The 17,580-nt window shown below is 55.8% G+C and carries 15 protein-coding genes; 9 read left to right on the forward strand and 6 right to left on the reverse strand.

Annotated features, from left to right (window positions below):
- The first annotated feature begins 6 nt into the window (after nt 1–6).
- Genes fhuA through fhuB form a run of 4 tightly spaced genes read left to right on the forward strand, consistent with a single transcriptional unit; the run spans nt 7 to nt 5,975 of the window.
- The gene (gene fhuA / locus I6L74_RS12175; RefSeq protein ID WP_059180081.1) at nt 7–2,256 is read left to right on the forward strand and encodes a ferrichrome porin FhuA; all 2,250 of its coding nucleotides are present in this window, start codon (nt 7–9) and stop codon (nt 2,254–2,256) included.
- Between the two features lie 55 nt (nt 2,257–2,311).
- Nucleotides 2,312–3,109 carry a Fe3+-hydroxamate ABC transporter ATP-binding protein FhuC gene (gene fhuC, locus I6L74_RS12180; protein WP_059180080.1) on the forward strand — a complete coding sequence of 266 codons (798 nt, stop codon included), beginning with the start codon at nt 2,312–2,314 and terminating at the stop codon, nt 3,107–3,109.
- On the forward strand, nt 3,109–3,996 hold the full coding sequence (gene fhuD, locus I6L74_RS12185; protein ID WP_059180079.1) for a Fe(3+)-hydroxamate ABC transporter substrate-binding protein FhuD: 888 nt from the start codon (nt 3,109–3,111) through the stop codon (nt 3,994–3,996). Before fhuC ends, fhuD begins: the two co-directional genes overlap by 1 nt.
- Entirely contained in the window at nt 3,993–5,975 is a 1,983-nt protein-coding gene (fhuB, locus tag I6L74_RS12190) for a Fe(3+)-hydroxamate ABC transporter permease FhuB (protein ID WP_059180078.1), read from the forward strand. The genes fhuD and fhuB overlap by 4 nt, the downstream gene beginning before the upstream one ends.
- Nucleotides 5,976–6,055: 80 nt before the next feature.
- Here fhuB and hemL read toward each other — a convergent pair whose 3' ends face one another.
- On the reverse strand, nt 6,056–7,336 hold the full coding sequence (gene hemL / locus I6L74_RS12195; protein WP_059180077.1) for a glutamate-1-semialdehyde 2,1-aminomutase: 1,281 nt from the start codon (nt 7,334–7,336) through the stop codon (nt 6,056–6,058).
- A gap of 178 nt (nt 7,337–7,514) precedes the next feature.
- Here hemL and clcA point away from each other — a divergent pair, with 178 nt between their 5' ends.
- Nucleotides 7,515–8,915: a H(+)/Cl(-) exchange transporter ClcA gene (gene clcA / locus I6L74_RS12200; protein ID WP_059180076.1), complete on the forward strand. Its 1,401-nt coding sequence runs from the start codon at nt 7,515–7,517 to the stop codon at nt 8,913–8,915.
- A gap of 79 nt (nt 8,916–8,994) precedes the next feature.
- Entirely contained in the window at nt 8,995–9,339 is a 345-nt protein-coding gene (gene erpA, locus I6L74_RS12205) for an iron-sulfur cluster insertion protein ErpA (RefSeq protein WP_059180075.1), read from the forward strand.
- A 192-nt stretch (nt 9,340–9,531) separates the two neighbouring features.
- On the opposite strand, the gene I6L74_RS12210 is transcribed toward erpA, so the two are convergent.
- The 3 genes from I6L74_RS12210 to mtnN are packed head-to-tail and all read right to left on the reverse strand — an operon-like array spanning nt 9,532 to nt 11,674.
- The gene (locus I6L74_RS12210; RefSeq protein WP_012016105.1) at nt 9,532–10,155 is read right to left on the reverse strand and encodes a TRIC cation channel family protein; all 624 of its coding nucleotides are present in this window, start codon (nt 10,153–10,155) and stop codon (nt 9,532–9,534) included.
- Nucleotides 10,156–10,185: 30 nt separating this feature from the next.
- Nucleotides 10,186–10,983 carry a vitamin B12 ABC transporter substrate-binding protein BtuF gene (gene btuF, locus I6L74_RS12215; protein WP_059180074.1) on the reverse strand — a complete coding sequence of 266 codons (798 nt, stop codon included), beginning with the start codon at nt 10,981–10,983 and terminating at the stop codon, nt 10,186–10,188.
- Complete coding sequence (mtnN, locus tag I6L74_RS12220) at nt 10,976–11,674, reverse strand: 5'-methylthioadenosine/S-adenosylhomocysteine nucleosidase (protein ID WP_059180073.1); 699 nt, start codon at nt 11,672–11,674, stop codon at nt 10,976–10,978. Before mtnN ends, btuF begins: the two co-directional genes overlap by 8 nt.
- Before the next feature lie 82 nt (nt 11,675–11,756).
- Between mtnN and dgt the strand changes: the two genes are divergently transcribed.
- The 3 genes from dgt (at nt 11,757) to cdaR (ending at nt 16,158) form a co-directional block, all read left to right on the forward strand.
- A complete protein-coding gene (gene dgt / locus I6L74_RS12225) occupies nt 11,757–13,271 on the forward strand; it encodes a dGTPase (protein WP_059180072.1) in 1,515 nt (504 codons plus the stop codon).
- Nucleotides 13,272–13,401: 130 nt separating this feature from the next.
- A complete protein-coding gene (degP, locus tag I6L74_RS12230; RefSeq protein WP_059180235.1) occupies nt 13,402–14,847 on the forward strand; it encodes a serine endoprotease DegP in 1,446 nt (481 codons plus the stop codon).
- 153 nt (nt 14,848–15,000) lie between these two features.
- Entirely contained in the window at nt 15,001–16,158 is a 1,158-nt protein-coding gene (gene cdaR / locus I6L74_RS12235; RefSeq protein ID WP_012016110.1) for a DNA-binding transcriptional regulator CdaR, read from the forward strand.
- Nucleotides 16,159–16,241: 83 nt separating this feature from the next.
- On the opposite strand, the gene I6L74_RS12240 is transcribed toward cdaR, so the two are convergent.
- Both I6L74_RS12240 and dapD read right to left on the reverse strand, forming a co-directional pair.
- Nucleotides 16,242–16,631: a DUF3461 family protein gene (locus tag I6L74_RS12240; protein ID WP_012016111.1), complete on the reverse strand. Its 390-nt coding sequence runs from the start codon at nt 16,629–16,631 to the stop codon at nt 16,242–16,244.
- Between the two features lie 110 nt (nt 16,632–16,741).
- Entirely contained in the window at nt 16,742–17,566 is an 825-nt protein-coding gene (gene dapD / locus I6L74_RS12245; RefSeq protein ID WP_012016112.1) for a 2,3,4,5-tetrahydropyridine-2,6-dicarboxylate N-succinyltransferase, read from the reverse strand.
- Between the last annotated feature and the right edge of the window lie 14 nt (nt 17,567–17,580).

The raw sequence follows: 17,580 nt of genomic DNA on the forward strand, positions 1-17,580 counted from the left end.
ATACCAATGGCGCTTAAAACTGCTCAGCCAATGAATGCTTCGCTGCGTAAAATCGCAGTCGTTGTAGCCACAGCGGTAAGTGGCATGTCTGTTTTTGCACATGCGGCAGATACCCCTAAAGAAGAAACCATCACCGTCACGGCGGCACCGGCTGCGCAGGAAAGCGCCTGGGGGCCTGCGGCGACGATTGCGGCGCGTCAGTCTGCGACAGGGACGAAAACAGACACGCCTATCCAAAAAGTACCCCAATCAATTTCTGTTGTGACCGCAGAAGAGATGGCGCTGCACCAGCCTAAATCGGTGAAAGAGGCGCTGAGCTACACCCCGGGAGTTGCCGTGGGGACGCGTGGCGCGTCGAATACCTATGACTATCTGATCATCCGCGGTTTCGCTGCTGATGGCCAAAGCCAGAACAACTATCTGGATGGCCTGAAGATGCAGGGCAACTTCTATAACGATGCGGTGATCGACCCTTACTTCCTGGAACGCGCTGAAGTTCTGCGCGGTCCGGTTTCCGTCCTGTACGGAAAGAGCAACCCAGGCGGCCTGCTGAATATGGTCAGCAAGCGCCCGACCACGACCCCGCTGTATGAAGTCCAGTTCAAAATGGGTACCAATAACCTGTTACAGACCGGTTTTGACTTCAGCGATGCAATTGACGACGACGGGGTTTACTCTTATCGCTTAACGGGCCTGGCGCGCTCGGCCAATGCCCAGCAGCAAGGTGCAGAAGAGCAGCGTTACACTATCGCGCCGTCATTCAGCTGGCGTCCGAGTGACAAAACCAACTTTACGTTCCTGTCTTATTTCCAGAACGAGCCGGAAACCGGCTACTACGGCTGGTTGCCGAAAGAGGGCACCGTCAATACGCTGCCGAACGGCAAACGTCTCCCGACTGATTTCAACGAAGGCGCGGAAAACAACACCTATTCCCGCAACGAGAAAATGGTTGGCTACAGCTTCGACCACGAATTCAACGATACCTTCACCGTGCGCCAGAACCTGCGTTACGCGCAGAATAAAACCTCACAGAACAGCGTGTACGGTTATGGCATGTGCTCCGATCCGCTCTATTCCAGCAATCCGGCGAGCAGCCCTTGCGCTGGCGTACCGCAGTCACAATGGGGCCATACGCTGACCCGTCAGTACGTGATTGATAACGAAAAACTCGAGAATTTCTCTGTTGATACCCAGTTGCAAAGCAAATTCGCGACCGGTTCTGTGGATCACACCTTGCTGACCGGCGTTGACTTTATGCGCATGCGTAACGATATCGACTCCTGGTTTGGCTATGCCGGCTCCGTTGCGCCGTCCGACATCTATAACCTCGATCGCAACGATTTCGATTTTGGCGCACACCCTGGCCCGTCAGGCGCATACCAGGTGCTGAACAAACAGAAGCAGACCGGTGTTTACGTCCAGGATCAGGCGCAGTGGGATAAAGTATTAGTCACCCTTGGTGGCCGTTACGACTGGGCGAAACAGGATTCCTTTAACCGTGTTTTCAATACGACCGATTCACGCGATGATAAGCAATTCACCTGGCGTGGCGGCGTTAACTACCTGTTTGATAACGGTGTAACGCCGTACTTCAGCTACAGCGAATCGTTTGAACCGTCGTCCACCGTGGGCGCGTCTGGTAACATTTTCACCCCGTCTAAAGGCAAACAGTACGAAGCCGGCGTGAAATACGTACCCAGCGATCGTCCTATTGTGCTGACCGGTGCGGTGTACCAGCTGACCAAAACCAACAACCTGATGGGTGATCCTGCCGGTTCATTCTTCTCGGTTGAAGGCGGCGAAATCCGTTCTCGCGGTTTTGAACTGGAAGCGAAAGCGGCGTTGTCTGCCAGCGTTAACGTTGTGGGTTCTTACACCTACACCGATGCGGAATACACCACCGACACCAATTACAAAGGCAACACGCCAGCGCAGGTGCCAAAACACATGGCATCCCTGTGGGGCGATTACACCCTCTTTGACGGCGCGTTGTCTGGCCTGACATTGGGCACGGGCGTTCGTTATACCGGCACAAGCAAAGGCGATCCGGCGAACACCTTCACCGTGGGCAGCTATACCCTGGTGGATGCGTTAGTCCGCTACGACCTGGCGCGTGTCGGCATGGCGGGCTCCAACGTGGCGCTTCATGTGAACAACCTGTTCGATCGCGAATATGTCGCCAGCTGCTTTAACACCTACGGCTGTTTCTGGGGTGCTGAACGTCAGGTTGTCGCCACTGCGACCTTCCGCTTCTAATTTTTCTCTTCGGGCACGGTTCGCCGTGCCCTTTAACACGTTGACGTTGGCCACCATGCAGGATAAAAACTCGCAATCCGATACCACCTTTACGCTCGATAACACCTCCTTCCGCGTGCCCGGACGCACGTTGCTGCACCCGCTCTCCCTGACGTTCCCTGTTGGCAAAGTGACCGGCCTTATCGGCCACAACGGTTCGGGTAAATCCACATTGCTCAAAATGCTGGGTCGCCATCAGCCGCCGTCAGAAGGGGATATCCTGCTTGATGGACAGCCGCTCGACAGCTGGAACAGCAAGGCGTTTGCCCGCAAAGTTGCCTATTTACCGCAGCAACTGCCGCAGGCTGAAGGGATGACCGTGCGCGAGCTGGTGGCGATAGGGCGTTATCCGTGGCACGGTGCGCTCGGGCGTTTTGGCGTGGCCGACAGAGAAAAAGTGGACGAGGCAATCGCGCTGGTCGGCTTAAAACCGCTCGCGCATCGCCTGGTCGATAGTTTGTCCGGCGGTGAGCGTCAGCGGGCGTGGATCGCAATGCTAGTGGCGCAGGATAGCGACTGTCTGCTGCTCGATGAACCGACCTCCGCGCTGGATATCGCGCACCAGGTGGATGTCCTGGCGTTAATCCATCGTCTCAGCCAGCAAAAAGGGCTGACGGTGATTGCCGTTCTGCATGACATCAACATGGCCGCGCGCTACTGCGACTATCTGGTGGCGCTGCGCGGCGGGGAAATGATCGCCCAGGGCACACCATCTGAGCTGATGCGCAGCGAAACGCTGGAGCTGATTTACGGCATTCCGATGGGCATTCTGCCGCATCCGGCCGGCGCTGCACCGGTGAGCTTTGTCTACTGATGCGGGATTCTATGATTAGTCGCCGTCGCTTACTGACGGCCATGGCGCTTTCGCCACTGCTGCTAAAAATGGGCACCGCCCGCGCCGCCGCCATCAACCCGCACCGAATTGTGGCGCTGGAGTGGCTGCCGGTTGAGCTGATGTTGGCGCTGGGTATCACGCCCTACGGTGTGGCGGATATTCCCAACTATAACCTGTGGGTCAACGAGCCAAAAATCCCGGACTCGGTGATTGATATTGGTTTGCGCACCGAACCCAATCTTGAGTTACTGACCCAGATGAAGCCGTCCTATTTAGTCTGGTCTGCGGGCTACGGCCCGTCTGCGGAGACGCTGGCGCGCATCGCGCCGGGCCGCGGTTTCTCGTTCAGCGACGGTAAAAAACCGCTGACCATGGCGCGTCACTCCCTCTCTGAAATGGCGCAGCTTCTGGATGTAGAGGCGGTGGCAAAAGAGCATCTCGATCATTTCGACAAGGTTATCGACGCCTTAAAACCGCGCTTTGCGCATCGCGGCGATCGGCCGTTGCTGATGGTCACGCTACTGGACGCGCGGCATATGCTGGTGTTTGGCAAAAACTGCCTGTTCCAGGAAGTGCTCGATCGTTACGGGATTCCGAATGCCTGGGAAGGCGAGATGACGTTCTGGGGCAGTACTGCGATCGGTATCGATCGTCTGGCGCAGTTCCGCGATGTGGACGTGCTCTGTTTTGATCATGGTAATGAGCGTGAAATGCAAACCCTGATGGCGACGCCGCTGTGGCAGGCCATGCCGTTTGTACGCGAGCAGCGTTTCCAGCGCGTGCCAGCGGTGTGGTTCTACGGCGCGACGCTCTCTGCGATGCACTTCGCCCGCGTGCTTGACGGTGCGATCGGAGGCAAAGCATGAAATCACGTTTCGCGCTTTTCCCGGCGCTCCTGCTGGGTGTTGTCTTCATTGCCGCGCTGCTTCTGACGGGGTCAAATCTGTCAATTGCGCTGCCGCGCGGGCAGTGGGGTCAGGCGATTTCCGTTCCTGATATCGACAATATCCAGCAAATGATTTTCCACTACAGCCTGCTGCCGCGGCTGGCGATTTCGCTGCTGGTCGGCGCAGGTCTGGGTCTTGTCGGCGTGCTTTTCCAGCAGGTCCTGCGCAATCCGCTGGCGGAGCCAACCACGCTTGGCGTCGCCACCGGCGCGCAGCTTGGGATCACGATAACCACGCTCTGGGCGCTGCCTGGCGCGTTAACCAGCCAGTTTGCCGCGCTGGCGGGCGCGTGCATCGTGGGGGCGCTGGTGTTTGGCGTCGCCTGGGGTAAACGCCTTTCTCCGGTCACGCTGATTTTGGCGGGCCTGGTGGTGAGTCTGTACTGCGGGGCGATCAATCAGCTTCTGGTGCTGTTTCATCACGATCAGCTGCAAAGCATGTTCCTCTGGAGCACTGGAACGCTGACGCAAACCGACTGGAGCATCGTGCAGCGCCTGTGGCCGCAGTTGCTCGGCGGCGTGCTGCTGACCTTGCTGCTGCTGCGTCCGTTGACGCTGATGGGGCTGGATGACGGCGTGGCGCGTAATCTCGGCCTGGCGCTGTCGCTGGCACGTCTGGGGGCTTTGACGCTGGCGATTGTGCTCAGTGCGCTGCTGGTCAATGCTGTGGGGATTATCGGCTTTATCGGGCTGTTTGCGCCGCTGCTGGCGAAAATGCTCGGTGCGCGCCGATTGCTGGCGCGCCTGATATTGGCTCCGCTGATTGGGGCACTGATCCTCTGGCTTTCCGACCAAATTATTCTCTGGCTGGCGCGCGTCTGGATGGAAGTTTCGACCGGGTCCGTCACGGCGCTGATTGGCGCGCCGCTTCTGCTCTGGCTGCTGCCGCGTCTTCGCAGCATGAGTGCGCCGGCGATGGATGCCGGGGACAAAGTGTATGCCGAGCGCCAGCACATCCTGTGGTTTTCCCTGGCGGGTGTCGGCGTGCTGGTTCTCATCTGCTGGCTGGCGCTGTCTCTGGGACGCGATGCCAGCGGCTGGCATTGGGCAAGCGGAACACTCCTCAACGACCTCGCGCAGTGGCGCTGGCCGCGAATCTCCTCCGCGCTGATTGCGGGCGTCATGCTGGCCGTGGCGGGCTGTATTATTCAGCGCTTAACCGGCAACCCGATGGCGAGCCCGGAAGTGCTGGGGATCAGCTCCGGCGCGGCGTTTGGCGTGGTGTTGATGCTGTTCTTTGTACCGGGCGACGCCTTTGGCTGGCTGATGCCGGCGGGCAGTCTCGGCGCGGCGGCCACGCTTTTCATTATCATGATCGCGGCAGGGCGCGGCGGTTTCTCGCCGCATCGCATGCTGCTGGCGGGGATGGCGCTGAGTACCGCGTTTACCATGCTGCTGATGATGCTGCAGGCCAGCGGCGATCCGCGCATGGCGCAGATCCTGACGTGGATTTCAGGTTCAACATATAACGCCACGGGCGCTCAGGTGATGCATTCCGGCATCGCGATGCTGTTGCTGCTGGCGGTGACGCCGCTGTGTCGTCGCTGGATGACCATTTTGCCGCTGGGCGGTGAAACCGCGCGTGCCGTGGGCGTCGCGCTGACGCCGTCGCGCGTGGGGCTGCTGTTGCTGGCGGCTTGTCTGACGGCGGTCGCGACCATGACAATTGGTCCGTTGAGTTTTATTGGCCTGATGGCACCGCATATTGCGCGCATGATGGGCTTCCGTCGCACGATGCCGTTTATCGTGATGTCGGCGCTAACGGGTGGGATGATACTGGTCATCGCGGACTGGCTGGGCAGAATGGTGCTGTTCCCATATCAGATCCCGGCAGGACTGCTATCGACCTTTATCGGTGCGCCGTACTTTATTTATCTGTTGAGAAAGCAGAGTCGGTAATAAATGCAAAAAGGCAACCTCGGTTGCCTTTTTTAGTGTTTTCGCCCTCTCCTGTGGGAGAGGGCATCAGGCCGCACCCATCAAAGCTTCGCAAACACCTTACGCGCTGCGTCGATGGTTTTATTGATATCTTCCACGCTGTGCGCGACGGACATAAAGCCCGCTTCGAACGCTGATGGCGCCAGATACACACCTTCTTCCAGCATCAGATGGAAGAAACGCTTGAAGCGCTCAACGTCGCATTTCACCACGTCCTGATAGCAGGTCACGGTTTTCGCATCGGTGAAGAAGATACCGAACATGCCGCCAACGTGGTTCACCACCAGCGGAACGCCCGTTTCTTCCGCCGCTTCCAGCAGGCCGTTAGCCAGTTGGGTGGTCAGATCGGTCAGGGTTTCGTGAATGCCAGGCTGCGCGACTTCGGTCAGACAGGCAAAACCAGCGGCCATGGCGATAGGGTTACCGGACAGCGTACCGGCCTGATAAACCGGACCGGTCGGTGCCAGCGCTTCCATCACATCTTTGCGTCCACCAAATGCGCCCACCGGCATACCGCCGCCGATGATTTTGCCAAGGCAGGTCAGGTCAGGCACTACATCGTAATAAGATTGCGCGCCCGCCAGCGCGACGCGGAAACCGGTCATCACTTCGTCGATAATCAGCAGCGCGCCGAATTCGTCACACAGCGCGCGCAGGCCCGGCAGGAACTCTGGTTGCGGTGGAATACAGTTCATGTTGCCCGCGACAGGCTCAACGATGATGCAGGCAACCTCTTGCGGATACTGCTCAAACGCCGCGCGAACGGTGTCGAGATCGTTATAGGTGCAGGTGAGCGTGTGCTTAGCGAAATCTGCCGGTACGCCCGGCGAGTTCGGCTGGCCGAGCGTCAGTGCGCCAGAACCGGCTTTGACCAGCAGACAGTCAGCGTGGCCGTGATAGCAGCCTTCAAATTTGATGATTTTGTCGCGTCCGGTAAAACCACGCGCCAGACGGATGGCGCTCATGGTCGCCTCCGTGCCGGAGTTCACCATGCGCACCATATCCATCGTCGGGACCAGTTCCGTCACCAGTTCCGCCATCTTGACTTCCATTTCGGTAGGCGCGCCGAAACTTAACCCGCGCTGTGCGGCTTCAATGACTGCGTTGCGGATGGTGGGGTGGTTGTGCCCGAGCACCATCGGACCCCAGGAACCGACATAATCGATATAGGCTTTGCCATCGACATCGTACAGAAACGCACCGTCTGCACGTTCAATAAACAGCGGCGTTCCACCGACGCCGGTAAAGGCGCGAACGGGAGAGTTTACGCCGCCCGGGATAAGCTCACGTGCAGCGCTGTACAGGTTTTCAGACTTGCTCATAGCGTGTTCCTGGTTCGTAGAAAAAGGGTAAGCCAGCTATTCTAAGTGATTCGCGGATGGTTATAAAATTTTTGCCCAAATGATACAGAACAAAGGTTAAGGATTTTTCAGGCGACGCGCGGTGTCAGGCGCATTAAAATCCCCTTAAATATTTGTATGATCAATATAAGAATTGGTGATGACTGCAAACAATTCCTCATTTGAAGAACAACAATTGGCGCGCGCGCGCCGCCGGATAAGCGTTCGACGCCTGCTCAATCGTGATAAAACGCCGCTGATGATCCTGATTATGGCGGCGGTCGTCGGTACGCTCGCAGGACTGGTGGGGATTGCGTTCGAAAAAGCCGTTAATGCCATACTCAACTGGCGTATCGGCACGTTGGCAGCGACGGCAGAAAATCCGTGGCTTGTGTGGCCGCTGGCGTTTGGGCTGTCGGCGTTGCTGGCGATGGTGGGCTATTTTCTGGTGCGTAAATACGCGCCGGAAGCGGGCGGTTCCGGAATACCGGAAATCGAAGGCGCGCTGGAAGAGTTGCGCCCGGTCCGCTGGTGGCGTGTTATCCCGGTCAAATTCCTTGGCGGGATGGGCACGCTCGGCGCGGGAATGGTGTTAGGACGCGAAGGCCCAACGGTGCAGTTGGGCGGGAATATCGGGCGTATGGTGGCGGATATTTTCCGTATGCGCAGCGGCGAAGCGCAGCACACGCTGCTCGCGACGGGCGCTGCCGCGGGTTTGTCCGCCGCGTTTAACGCGCCGCTGGCGGGGATCTTGTTTATTATCGAAGAGATGCGCCCGCAGTTTCGCTACAACCTTATTTCGATCAAAGCGGTCTTCACGGGCGTGATCATGTCGAGCATCGTGTTTCGCATTTTCAACGGCGAAGGCGCAGTGATTGAGGTGGGGAAATTCACCAATGCGCCGGTTAATACGCTCTGGCTGTATCTGATTCTGGGCATGATTTTTGGCGTTATCGGACCGCTATTTAACACGCTGATACTGCGCACTCAGGATCTGTTCCAGCGTATTCACGGCGGCAATATGACAAAGTGGGTGCTGGTGGGCGGGTTGCTCGGCGGGATGTGCGGCGTGTTGGGGGTCATCGAACCTGAGACGTCCGGCGGCGGATTCAGCCTGATTCCCATCGCGGCGGCGGGGAATTTCAGCATCGGGATGCTGCTGTTTCTCTTTTTCACTCGCGTGATCACCACGCTGCTGTGCTTTTCTTCCGGTGCCCCGGGCGGGATTTTTGCGCCTATGCTGGCGCTAGGGACGCTGCTCGGTACGGCGTTTGGCATGGCGGCGGCGGTGGGGTTCCCGGCTTATCACCTTGAAGCCGGTACGTTTGCCATCGCCGGAATGGGGGCGCTGCTGGCCGCGTCTTTGCGGGCACCGTTGACCGGCATTTTGCTGGTTCTGGAAATGACGGACAATTATCAGCTCATTTTGCCAATGATCATTACCTGCCTCGGCGCGACACTATTAGCCCAATTCCTGGGCGGAAAGCCGCTATACTCCACGATTCTTGCCCGCACCCTGGCGAAGCAGGAGGCTGAGCTTGCCGTGAAGCAGAATACTTGAATGAATTACCAGGGTATTAGATAATGAAAATATGAATTGGGTGATTTTTACTCAATAGCAGTATTCATGGGAGCAAAAAATGAGTGATGACGTAGCGCTGCCGTTGCAATTTACTGAAGCAGCAGCCAAAAAAGTGAAAGTCCTGATTGCCGATGAAAATAATCCGGAGCTGAAACTGCGAGTTTATATTACAGGCGGCGGTTGCAGCGGCTTCCAGTACGGTTTTACCTTCGACGATAAAATCAACGATGGGGATATGACCATCGAGAAGCAGGGCGTTGCGCTGGTCGTTGACCCGATGAGCCTGCAATATCTGGTGGGCGGCGCGGTGGATTACACCGAAGGTCTGGAAGGTTCACGCTTTGTCGTGACGAACCCGAACGCGAAAAGCACCTGCGGCTGCGGTTCTTCCTTCAGCATCTAATGGTTTAAGGGGCAGGGCTTTCTGATGTCCTGATCCCAGCGCTCTCCCGCACGGCGGGGGGCAAAGACTAAAACGGCAACCCTTAGGTTGCCGTTTGCTTTTGCGAGGTGCGGTCCGATGGCCTCACCCCGACCCTCTCCCACGGGGAGCGGGAGAAAACATTAAAAACGGCAACGGGGTTGCCGTTTGCTTTTACCTTCCATTCTCATCCAGCGCAAACGTCGGCAATTTTAAGTGCCAGCGTATCGCCGCCAGACGAATCGCCAGCGTCACCACCATGCCGATCATCGCTGCGGTTTCCAGCTCAACGCCAAAAGTATAAAACGCTGTGGCGTGAACGATCCCGCCGATAATGCAGGCGGTGGCGTAGATTTCGGTACGCAATATCATTGGCACTTCACGCGCAAGAATATCGCGGATAATACCGCCGCCGACGCCCGTCAATACGCCCATGCAGATTGCGACCATCGGACCCGTGCCCGCCATAAACGCCTTGTTAACGCCGATCCCGACAAAAACCGCCAATCCGACGGCATCCAGCACCGGGAGGATCCACTTGGGTAAACGGCGAGGCTGACGTACCAGCACGATGGTTAGCAGGCAGGTGACCATCGCCACCACCAGATCGGTGGGATCTCTCACCCAAAACACCGGACCGTGATCGAGCGCCATATCGCGGATCGTCCCGCCGCCCACCGCAGTCACCACACCGAGCACCAGCACGCCAAACGGGTCCATGCGCAGTTTGCCTGCGAGCAGCACGCCAGAGATGGCAAAGACGGCGGTTCCCAGGATATCCAGCCAATAAACGAGCATCGTCGAGTCCTAAAATGACCAGGGGCTATATTAATGGCTCTGCGACAACGCAGAGCAGAGTTGTTTTGCGGCGAGGATAATACGCGGGCTTGCGCGTTCAAACCAGTCACTGTGCAGGGCGATAACCGGAATTTTTAGCTGGCTTTGCCAGAATTGTTCAATTTTAGGGATCTCGCTCGCATTGCCTGCCACGACGATGGCCTGCGGCTGACGCGCCAGCACCTGTTCACGGCTCACCTGCGGCCAGGGAACGCGGCTCGCCGCAAAGATATTTTCGCCGCCGCAGACTTCCAGCACCTGGTTTTGAATCGAGCCCTTTCCGGTGGTAAACAGTGGCTGATTGCCAAACTGAAGGAACACGCGTTTTTTGACGGGTGTGTCATAGCGGGCTTTCAGATCCGCGTAGTCCTTCAGCAACTGTTGCGCGGCCTGTCTGGCTTTTTGAGGCGTCGGGCTGTAAGGCGCAAGATCCTGTAGCGCCTGAGCGACCTGCTCAATACTGATGGCATCAATCCACAGCACGTTTATGCCGAGTGACGTGAGTTGATTGACCTGCCGCTCTGCGTTTCCGCCGCGCCACGCGAGGACCAAATCCGGCTTCAGCGCCACGATGCGTTCAAGGTTCATGCCTTGCCAGGTCGAGATCTGCTCGAGTTTTTTTGCTTCGGGGGGATAGTCAGAAAAACTGCTGACCGCGACGGGGGTGATCCCCGCGGCAAAGGCCAGCTCAGTATTGGCAGGGGAGAGGGTAATCACACGCGGCGCAGCCAGAAGCCACGCCGGTGAGAGCAGACACAGGGCGACCAGCGCCCCTAAAAACTTAGCCACGCGCCAGTTTCTGCACCAGGGTTTCCACCATAATCGTGGACTGCTTAGCGGCAACGGTCAGGAACTCGTCAAAGCTCAGATGGGACTGCTGATCGGCCACGTCTGAGATGGCGCGAACGACGACGAACGGCACGCTGAAGTTATGGCACACGTGCGCAATAGCCGTCGCTTCCATTTCAACAGCAATGGCATTCGGGAAGTTGTGACGGATTTTTGCCAGGCCTACGGAACCGTTGATGAAAGCGTCGCCGCTGACAATCAGGCCGCGTACGGCGTTGAGGTTCAGTTCCGCGATGCAGCTTTCAGCGGCAGCAATCAATTTGTCGTCGGCTTTAAAACCGGCCGGGCAGCCCGGAAGCTGGCCGTATTCGTAGCCAAATGCGGTCACATCGGCGTCGTGATAGCGTGCTTCATCAGAAACGACGATGTCGCCCACTTTCAGGGTTGGCGCCAGACCGCCCGCAGAACCGGTGTTGATGATCACGTCAGGTTTGCAGCGCTCCAGCAGTAGCGTCGCGCCCAGCGCGGCAGCGACTTTACCGATGCCTGATTTCAGCAGAGCCACGTCAGTCCCGTTCAACTGGCCGGTATAGATTTCACAGCCGCCCAGAGACAGAGTCTGACAGTTCTCAATTTTGTCACGCAGCAGCGTAACTTCTTCTTCCATTGCACCAATAATGCCGATTTTCATAGATTTACTCGCGATGTGCCTTGTTAAGATGCATAGTCTATCATGCGCTTAAGGGGAAACGCATTCTCACGCGGGGGAGCACATGGCACCAATCGATTTTCGCAACAAAATTAACTGGCATCGTCGATTCCGATCCCCACAGGGGAGCAAGAGCGAGCATGAGATCCTGCGGATCTTCGAAAGCGATCGTGGGCGCATCATTAACTCTCCTGCCATTCGCCGCTTACAGCAAAAAACCCAGGTGTTCCCGCTCGAGCGTAATGCTGCCGTCCGCACGCGTCTGACCCATTCGATGGAAGTTCAGCAGGTGGGGCGCTACATCGCCAAAGAAATTCTAAGTCGCCTTAAAGAACAGCGCCTGCTGGAAACGTACGGTCTGGATGAGTTGACCGGCCCGTTCGAGAGCATCGTTGAGATGGCGTGTCTGATGCATGACATCGGCAATCCGCCGTTTGGTCATTTTGGTGAGGCGGCGATCAACGACTGGTTTAAACAGCGCTTGTTCCCGTTGGACGCTGCCAGCCAACCGCAAAGCGACGATCGCTGCATCGTCCGGGATTTACGGTTGCGCGAAGGCGAAGAACCATTAAACGATCTGCGGCGCAAAGTGCGTCAGGATCTGTGTCAGTTTGAAGGCAATGCGCAAGGAATCAGGCTGGTGCACTCCCTGATGCGGATGAATTTGACCTGGGCGCAGGTGGGTTGCATCCTGAAATACACCCGTCCGGCATGGTGGATGGGCGAGCCGCCTGCGTCCCACAGTTATTTAATGAAAAAGCCCGGCTATTATTTGTCTGAAGAGGCCTATATTGAACGACTGCGTAAGGAACTGTCACTGACGCCTCACGGCCGTTTTCCATTGACCTGGATTATGGAAGCTGCCGATGACATTTCCTATTGCGTGGCCGATCTGGAAGACGCCGTTGAGAAAAGAATATTCAGCGTCGAGGAACTTTATCAGCATCTTTATGATGCATGGGGCACCCACGAAAAAGGCTCATTATTTTCTCAGGTTGTGGAAAATGCCTGGGATAAATCGCGCTCGAATACCCTCAGTCGCAGCACTGAAGATCAGTTCTTTATGTATTTGCGCGTCAACACGTTAAATAAACTGGTGCCGTATTCCGCTGCGCGTTTTATCGATAACTTGCCCGCGATTTTCTCCGGTGAGTTTAATCATGCGTTGCTTGAGGACGACAGCAGTTTCAGTCAACTTCTTGAGTTATATAAAAATGTCGCTATTCGTCATGTCTTTAGCCACCCAGATGTCGAACAGCTGGAATTACAAGGCTACCGCGTGATCAGCGGTCTGCTGGATATTTATCAGCCGCTGCTGAAATTATCCGTAGAGGAATTTACTGAACTTGTAGAAACAGATCGCGTGAAACGTCTGCCGATTGAAACACGACTATTACATAAACTCTCGACCCGTCATCGTCTTGCCTATGTCGAAGCCGTGAGTAAAATTGATCGCACCTCTGCACAGTGGCCAGTGATGGAATATTATTACCGCTGTCGGCTTATTCAGGACTATATCAGCGGGATGACAGATTTGTATGCATGGGATGAATACCGTCGTCTGATGGCTGTGGAATAACTGATGAGTTTTGTAAAGACGGCCAATAAATTTTTACTTTTTCCAGAAACTTAATCCCGGAACTTAGGCGCTGAAAACGAATCTGATGTACACAGCAATTTTGCGTAATCTGTTAATCGAGATTGAGAACATGAAAAAAACAACATTAGCAATGAGTGCACTCGCTTTGAGTTTAGGTTTAGCGTTGTCTCCCCTTTCTGCAAGCGCAGCCGAGACCGCGTCTTCGGCCACAACCGCGCAGCAGATGCCAAGCCTGGCCCCGATGCTTGAAAAAGTGATGCCATCGGTGGTGAGTATTAACGTTGAGGGGAGCACAACCGTTAATACGCCGCGCATGCCGCGTAACTTCCAGCAGTTCTTTGGCGATAATTCTCCGTTCTGTCAGGACGGTTCGCCATTCCAGAGTTCACCGTTCTGTCAGGGCGGTGGCGCGGGCGATGACAGCTCCGGCGGCAATGGCGGCGGTCAGCAGCAAAAATTCATGGCGCTGGGATCGGGTGTGATCATTGACGCGGCGAAAGGCTATGTCGTTACCAATAACCACGTTGTGGACAATGCCAGCACCATCAAAGTACAGCTGAGCGATGGCCGTAAATTTGATGCCAAAGTGGTGGGTAAAGACCCGCGCTCTGATATCGCTCTGATTCAGATTCAGGATCCAAAAAACCTGACGGCCATCAAACTGGCTGATTCCGATGCCCTGCGCGTCGGCGATTACACCGTCGCCATCGGTAACCCGTTTGGTCTGGGTGAAACGGTGACATCCGGTATCGTTTCTGCACTGGGCCGTAGCGGCCTGAATGCGGAAAACTACGAAAACTTTATCCAGACGGATGCGGCCATTAACCGCGGTAACTCCGGCGGTGCGCTGGTTAACCTGAACGGTGAGCTGATCGGTATCAACACCGCGATTCTGGCACCGGACGGCGGTAACATCGGTATCGGCTTTGCGATCCCAAGTAACATGGTGAAAAACCTGACCAGCCAGATGGTTGAATTCGGCCAGGTCAAACGCGGTGAACTGGGTATTCTGGGCACGGAACTGAACTCCGAACTGGCGAAGGCAATGAAAGTTGACGCGCAGCGCGGGGCCTTTGTTAGCCAGGTGATGCCAAACTCCTCTGCAGCGAAAGCCGGTATCAAGGCGGGTGATGTGATCACCACCCTGAACGGTAAGCCAATCAGCAGCTTTGCGGCGCTGCGCGCTGAAGTCGGCTCAATGCCGGTGGGCAGCAAAGTGACGCTGGGTCTGCTGCGCGACGGTAAACCCGTCAGCGTGAATCTTGAACTGCAGCAGAGCAGCCAGACTCAGGTCGATTCCAGCTCTATCTTCAGCGGTATTGAAGGTGCGGATATGAGCAACAAAGGAGCTGATAAAGGTGTAGTCGTGAGCAACGTTAAAGCTGGCTCTCCAGCGGCGCGCATTGGGCTGAAAAAAGGCGATGTGATTATTGGCGCTAACCAGCAGCCGGTGAAAAACATTGCTGAGCTGCGCAAAATTCTCGACAGCAAACCTAACGTGCTGGCGCTGAATATCCAGCGTGGTGACACCACTCTATACCTGTTGATGCAGTAATCTCCTCCGCTCCAGCCTGACTTCAGGCTGGAGCGTCTCCTTTTCTGTGACCCTTCCCACAAGTCCATATTTCTTTCCCTGACTTTGTGCATTCGCACAATGCAGCCGTTATTGAACTTCCCTATGCTTGAGCTCTGCTCACGGGAGGATTACATGGCTGGCTGGCATCTCGATACCAAAATGGCGCAGGAAATCGTGGCGCGCACTATGCGCATCATCGATACCAATATCAACGTAATGGATGCCCGTGGGCGAATCATCGGCAGCGGCGATCGGGAGCGTATTGGTGAATTGCACGAAGGCGCGCTGCTGGTGCTTTCCCAGGGACGCGTCGTTGATATTGACGATGCCGTCGCGCGGCATCTGCATGGTGTGCGCCAGGGCATCAATCTGCCGCTGCGTCTGGAAGGGGAAATCGTTGGCGTAATTGGCCTGACGGGTGAGCCTGAATCTTTGCGCAAATACGGTGAGCTGGTGTGCATGACCGCCGAGATGATGCTGGAACAATCGCGTCTGATGCATCTTCTGGCGCAGGACAGTCGCCTGCGCGAAGAGCTGGTGATGAACCTGATTCAGGCCGAAGAGCACACCCCTGCGCTGACCGAATGGGCGCAGCGTCTGGGTATCGATCTCAATCAACCGCGCGTTGTGGCGGTTATCGAAGTTGATAGCGGCCAGCTAGGCGTGGACAGCGCGATGGCGGAATTACAACAGCTGCAAAACGCGCTAGCGACCCCGGAGCGTAACAACCTGGTCGCAATCGTTTCATTGACAGAAATGGTGGTGCTCAAGCCTGCGCTGAATCAGTTTGGCCGATGGGATGCAGAAGATCACCGCCGTCGGGTTGAGCAGCTAATTGCGCGAATGAAAGAGAACGGGCAACTGCGTTTTCGCGTCGCGCTGGGCAACTATTTTACCGGTCCCGGCAGCATCGCGCGTTCATGGCGAACGGCGCGCACCACCATGATGGTGGGTAAACAGCGCATGCCGGAAAGCAGGGGATATTTTTATCAGGATCTGATGCTCCCGGTGCTGCTCGACAGCTTGCGCGGTGGCTGGCAAGCCAACGAGCTGGCGCGGCCATTAGTGCGCCTGAAGGCGATGGATAACAATGGATTACTTCGCCGGACGTTGCAGGCATGGTTTCGCCATAACGTCCAGCCACTGGCGACGTCGAAGGCACTGTTTATTCACCGAAATACGCTGGAATACCGTCTGAACCGTATTTCGGAATTAACCGGACTCGATTTGGGCAATTTCGACGACAGGCTGCTGCTTTACGTCGCGTTGCAACTGGATGAACAGAGATGATGTAGAGTGCACGCTGATGCTCTCACCCACGGGCAGAAGGAGAAAAAACGAAAAACGGCAACGCAAGGTTGCCGCTTTGTTTTTTACTTATTGCGGGTCAATTTCTCAAGATCGGCTTCGATTTCGCTGATCTTGTGCGTCACAACGCTTTCAAGGTGACGAAGGTCATCGAGGATCTTACGTTTCAGATCGACTTCGGTGCGGTCGCGCTGGCAGATCTGATCGAGTTCATCGATCACGTAGCGCAGGTTGGGGCTGATTTCCTGAACTTCTTTATACCCCTGGCCGACACCATCAGCGACGACGGTTTTACGTTGACGTGGGTATTTGAACTTCACGCTTTTCGCGAAAAACTCTCCTTTGTCCTTGTGAAAATAGATTTTCAAAATATCGTTGTTCGCTTCCTGGCGGAGGCTATAACGATCAATTTCATCAGGATTGGTAATGCCCAGACTTTTCAGATTATCGTACATAGCGGTACCCTTGATCTCAACATAACCCATGAATAATTAACGAAAAAATCTATTTTCGCCACCTTCAGATGTAAAAAAAGCGGGGTAGCCCCGCTTTTTGTTGTACCTGATTAATCGATGGTACGCAGCAATTCGTTAATGCCGACTTTACTGCGGGTTTTGGCATCGACTTTTTTCACGATAACCGCGCAATACAGGCTGTACTTACCGTCTTTCGACGGCAGGTTACCGGAAACGACAACGGAACCTGCTGGTACGCGACCATAATGTACTTCGCCCGTTTCACGATCGTAAATACGGGTGCTCTGACCGATATAAACGCCCATGGAAATCACGGAGCCTTCTTCAACGATCACGCCCTCAACCACTTCAGAACGTGCGCCGATAAAGCAGTTGTCTTCAATGATGGTTGGATTGGCCTGCAATGGCTCCAGAACGCCACCGATACCGACGCCGCCGGACAGGTGAACGTTTTTACCAATCTGGGCGCAAGAACCAACGGTCGCCCAGGTATCCACCATTGAGCCTTCGTCAACGTAAGCACCGATGTTCACATAAGACGGCATCAGCACGGTATTGCGTGCAATAAATGCACCCTGGCGAACGGCCGCAGGCGGCACAACGCGGAAACCTTCTTTCACGAAACGCGCTTCGTCATAATCAGCGAATTTCATCGGGACTTTATCGAAGTAGCGGCTTTCCGCACCGTCGATAACCTGGTTATCGTTAATACGGAAAGAGAGCAGCACGGCTTTTTTCAGCCACTGATGCGTGACCCACTGGCCGTCAATTTTTTCTGCTACACGCAGCGCGCCGGAATCAAGCAGGGAAATCACCTGATTAACCGCTTCGCGGGTTACGGTATCCACATTTGCCGGAGTAATATCGGCGCGACGCTCAAAGGCGGACTCAATAACGTTCTGTAACTGCTGCATTGTTTACACTTTCC

Source organism: Lelliottia amnigena, from assembly GCF_019047465.1.
GTDB classification, from domain to species: Bacteria; Pseudomonadota; Gammaproteobacteria; order Enterobacterales; family Enterobacteriaceae; genus Enterobacter; species Enterobacter amnigenus.

What these genes read in the sequence shown, in the direction of transcription:
- fhuA (WP_059180081.1), top strand. Translation starts at nt 7, where the DNA reads ATGGCGCTTAAAACTGCTCAGCCAATGAATGCTTCGCTGCGTAAAATC.
- fhuC (WP_059180080.1), top strand. Translation starts at nt 2,312, where the DNA reads ATGCAGGATAAAAACTCGCAATCCGATACCACCTTTACGCTCGATAAC.
- fhuD (WP_059180079.1), top strand. Translation starts at nt 3,109, where the DNA reads ATGCGGGATTCTATGATTAGTCGCCGTCGCTTACTGACGGCCATGGCG.
- fhuB (WP_059180078.1), top strand. Translation starts at nt 3,993, where the DNA reads ATGAAATCACGTTTCGCGCTTTTCCCGGCGCTCCTGCTGGGTGTTGTC.
- hemL (WP_059180077.1), bottom strand. Translation starts at nt 7,336, where the DNA reads ATGAGCAAGTCTGAAAACCTGTACAGCGCTGCACGTGAGCTTATCCCG.
- clcA (WP_059180076.1), top strand. Translation starts at nt 7,515, where the DNA reads ATGACTGCAAACAATTCCTCATTTGAAGAACAACAATTGGCGCGCGCG.
- erpA (WP_059180075.1), top strand. Translation starts at nt 8,995, where the DNA reads ATGAGTGATGACGTAGCGCTGCCGTTGCAATTTACTGAAGCAGCAGCC.
- I6L74_RS12210 (WP_012016105.1), bottom strand. Translation starts at nt 10,155, where the DNA reads ATGCTCGTTTATTGGCTGGATATCCTGGGAACCGCCGTCTTTGCCATC.
- mtnN (WP_059180073.1), bottom strand. Translation starts at nt 11,674, where the DNA reads ATGAAAATCGGCATTATTGGTGCAATGGAAGAAGAAGTTACGCTGCTG.
- dgt (WP_059180072.1), top strand. Translation starts at nt 11,757, where the DNA reads ATGGCACCAATCGATTTTCGCAACAAAATTAACTGGCATCGTCGATTC.
- degP (WP_059180235.1), top strand. Translation starts at nt 13,402, where the DNA reads ATGAAAAAAACAACATTAGCAATGAGTGCACTCGCTTTGAGTTTAGGT.
- cdaR (WP_012016110.1), top strand. Translation starts at nt 15,001, where the DNA reads ATGGCTGGCTGGCATCTCGATACCAAAATGGCGCAGGAAATCGTGGCG.
- I6L74_RS12240 (WP_012016111.1), bottom strand. Translation starts at nt 16,631, where the DNA reads ATGTACGATAATCTGAAAAGTCTGGGCATTACCAATCCTGATGAAATT.
- dapD (WP_012016112.1), bottom strand. Translation starts at nt 17,566, where the DNA reads ATGCAGCAGTTACAGAACGTTATTGAGTCCGCCTTTGAGCGTCGCGCC.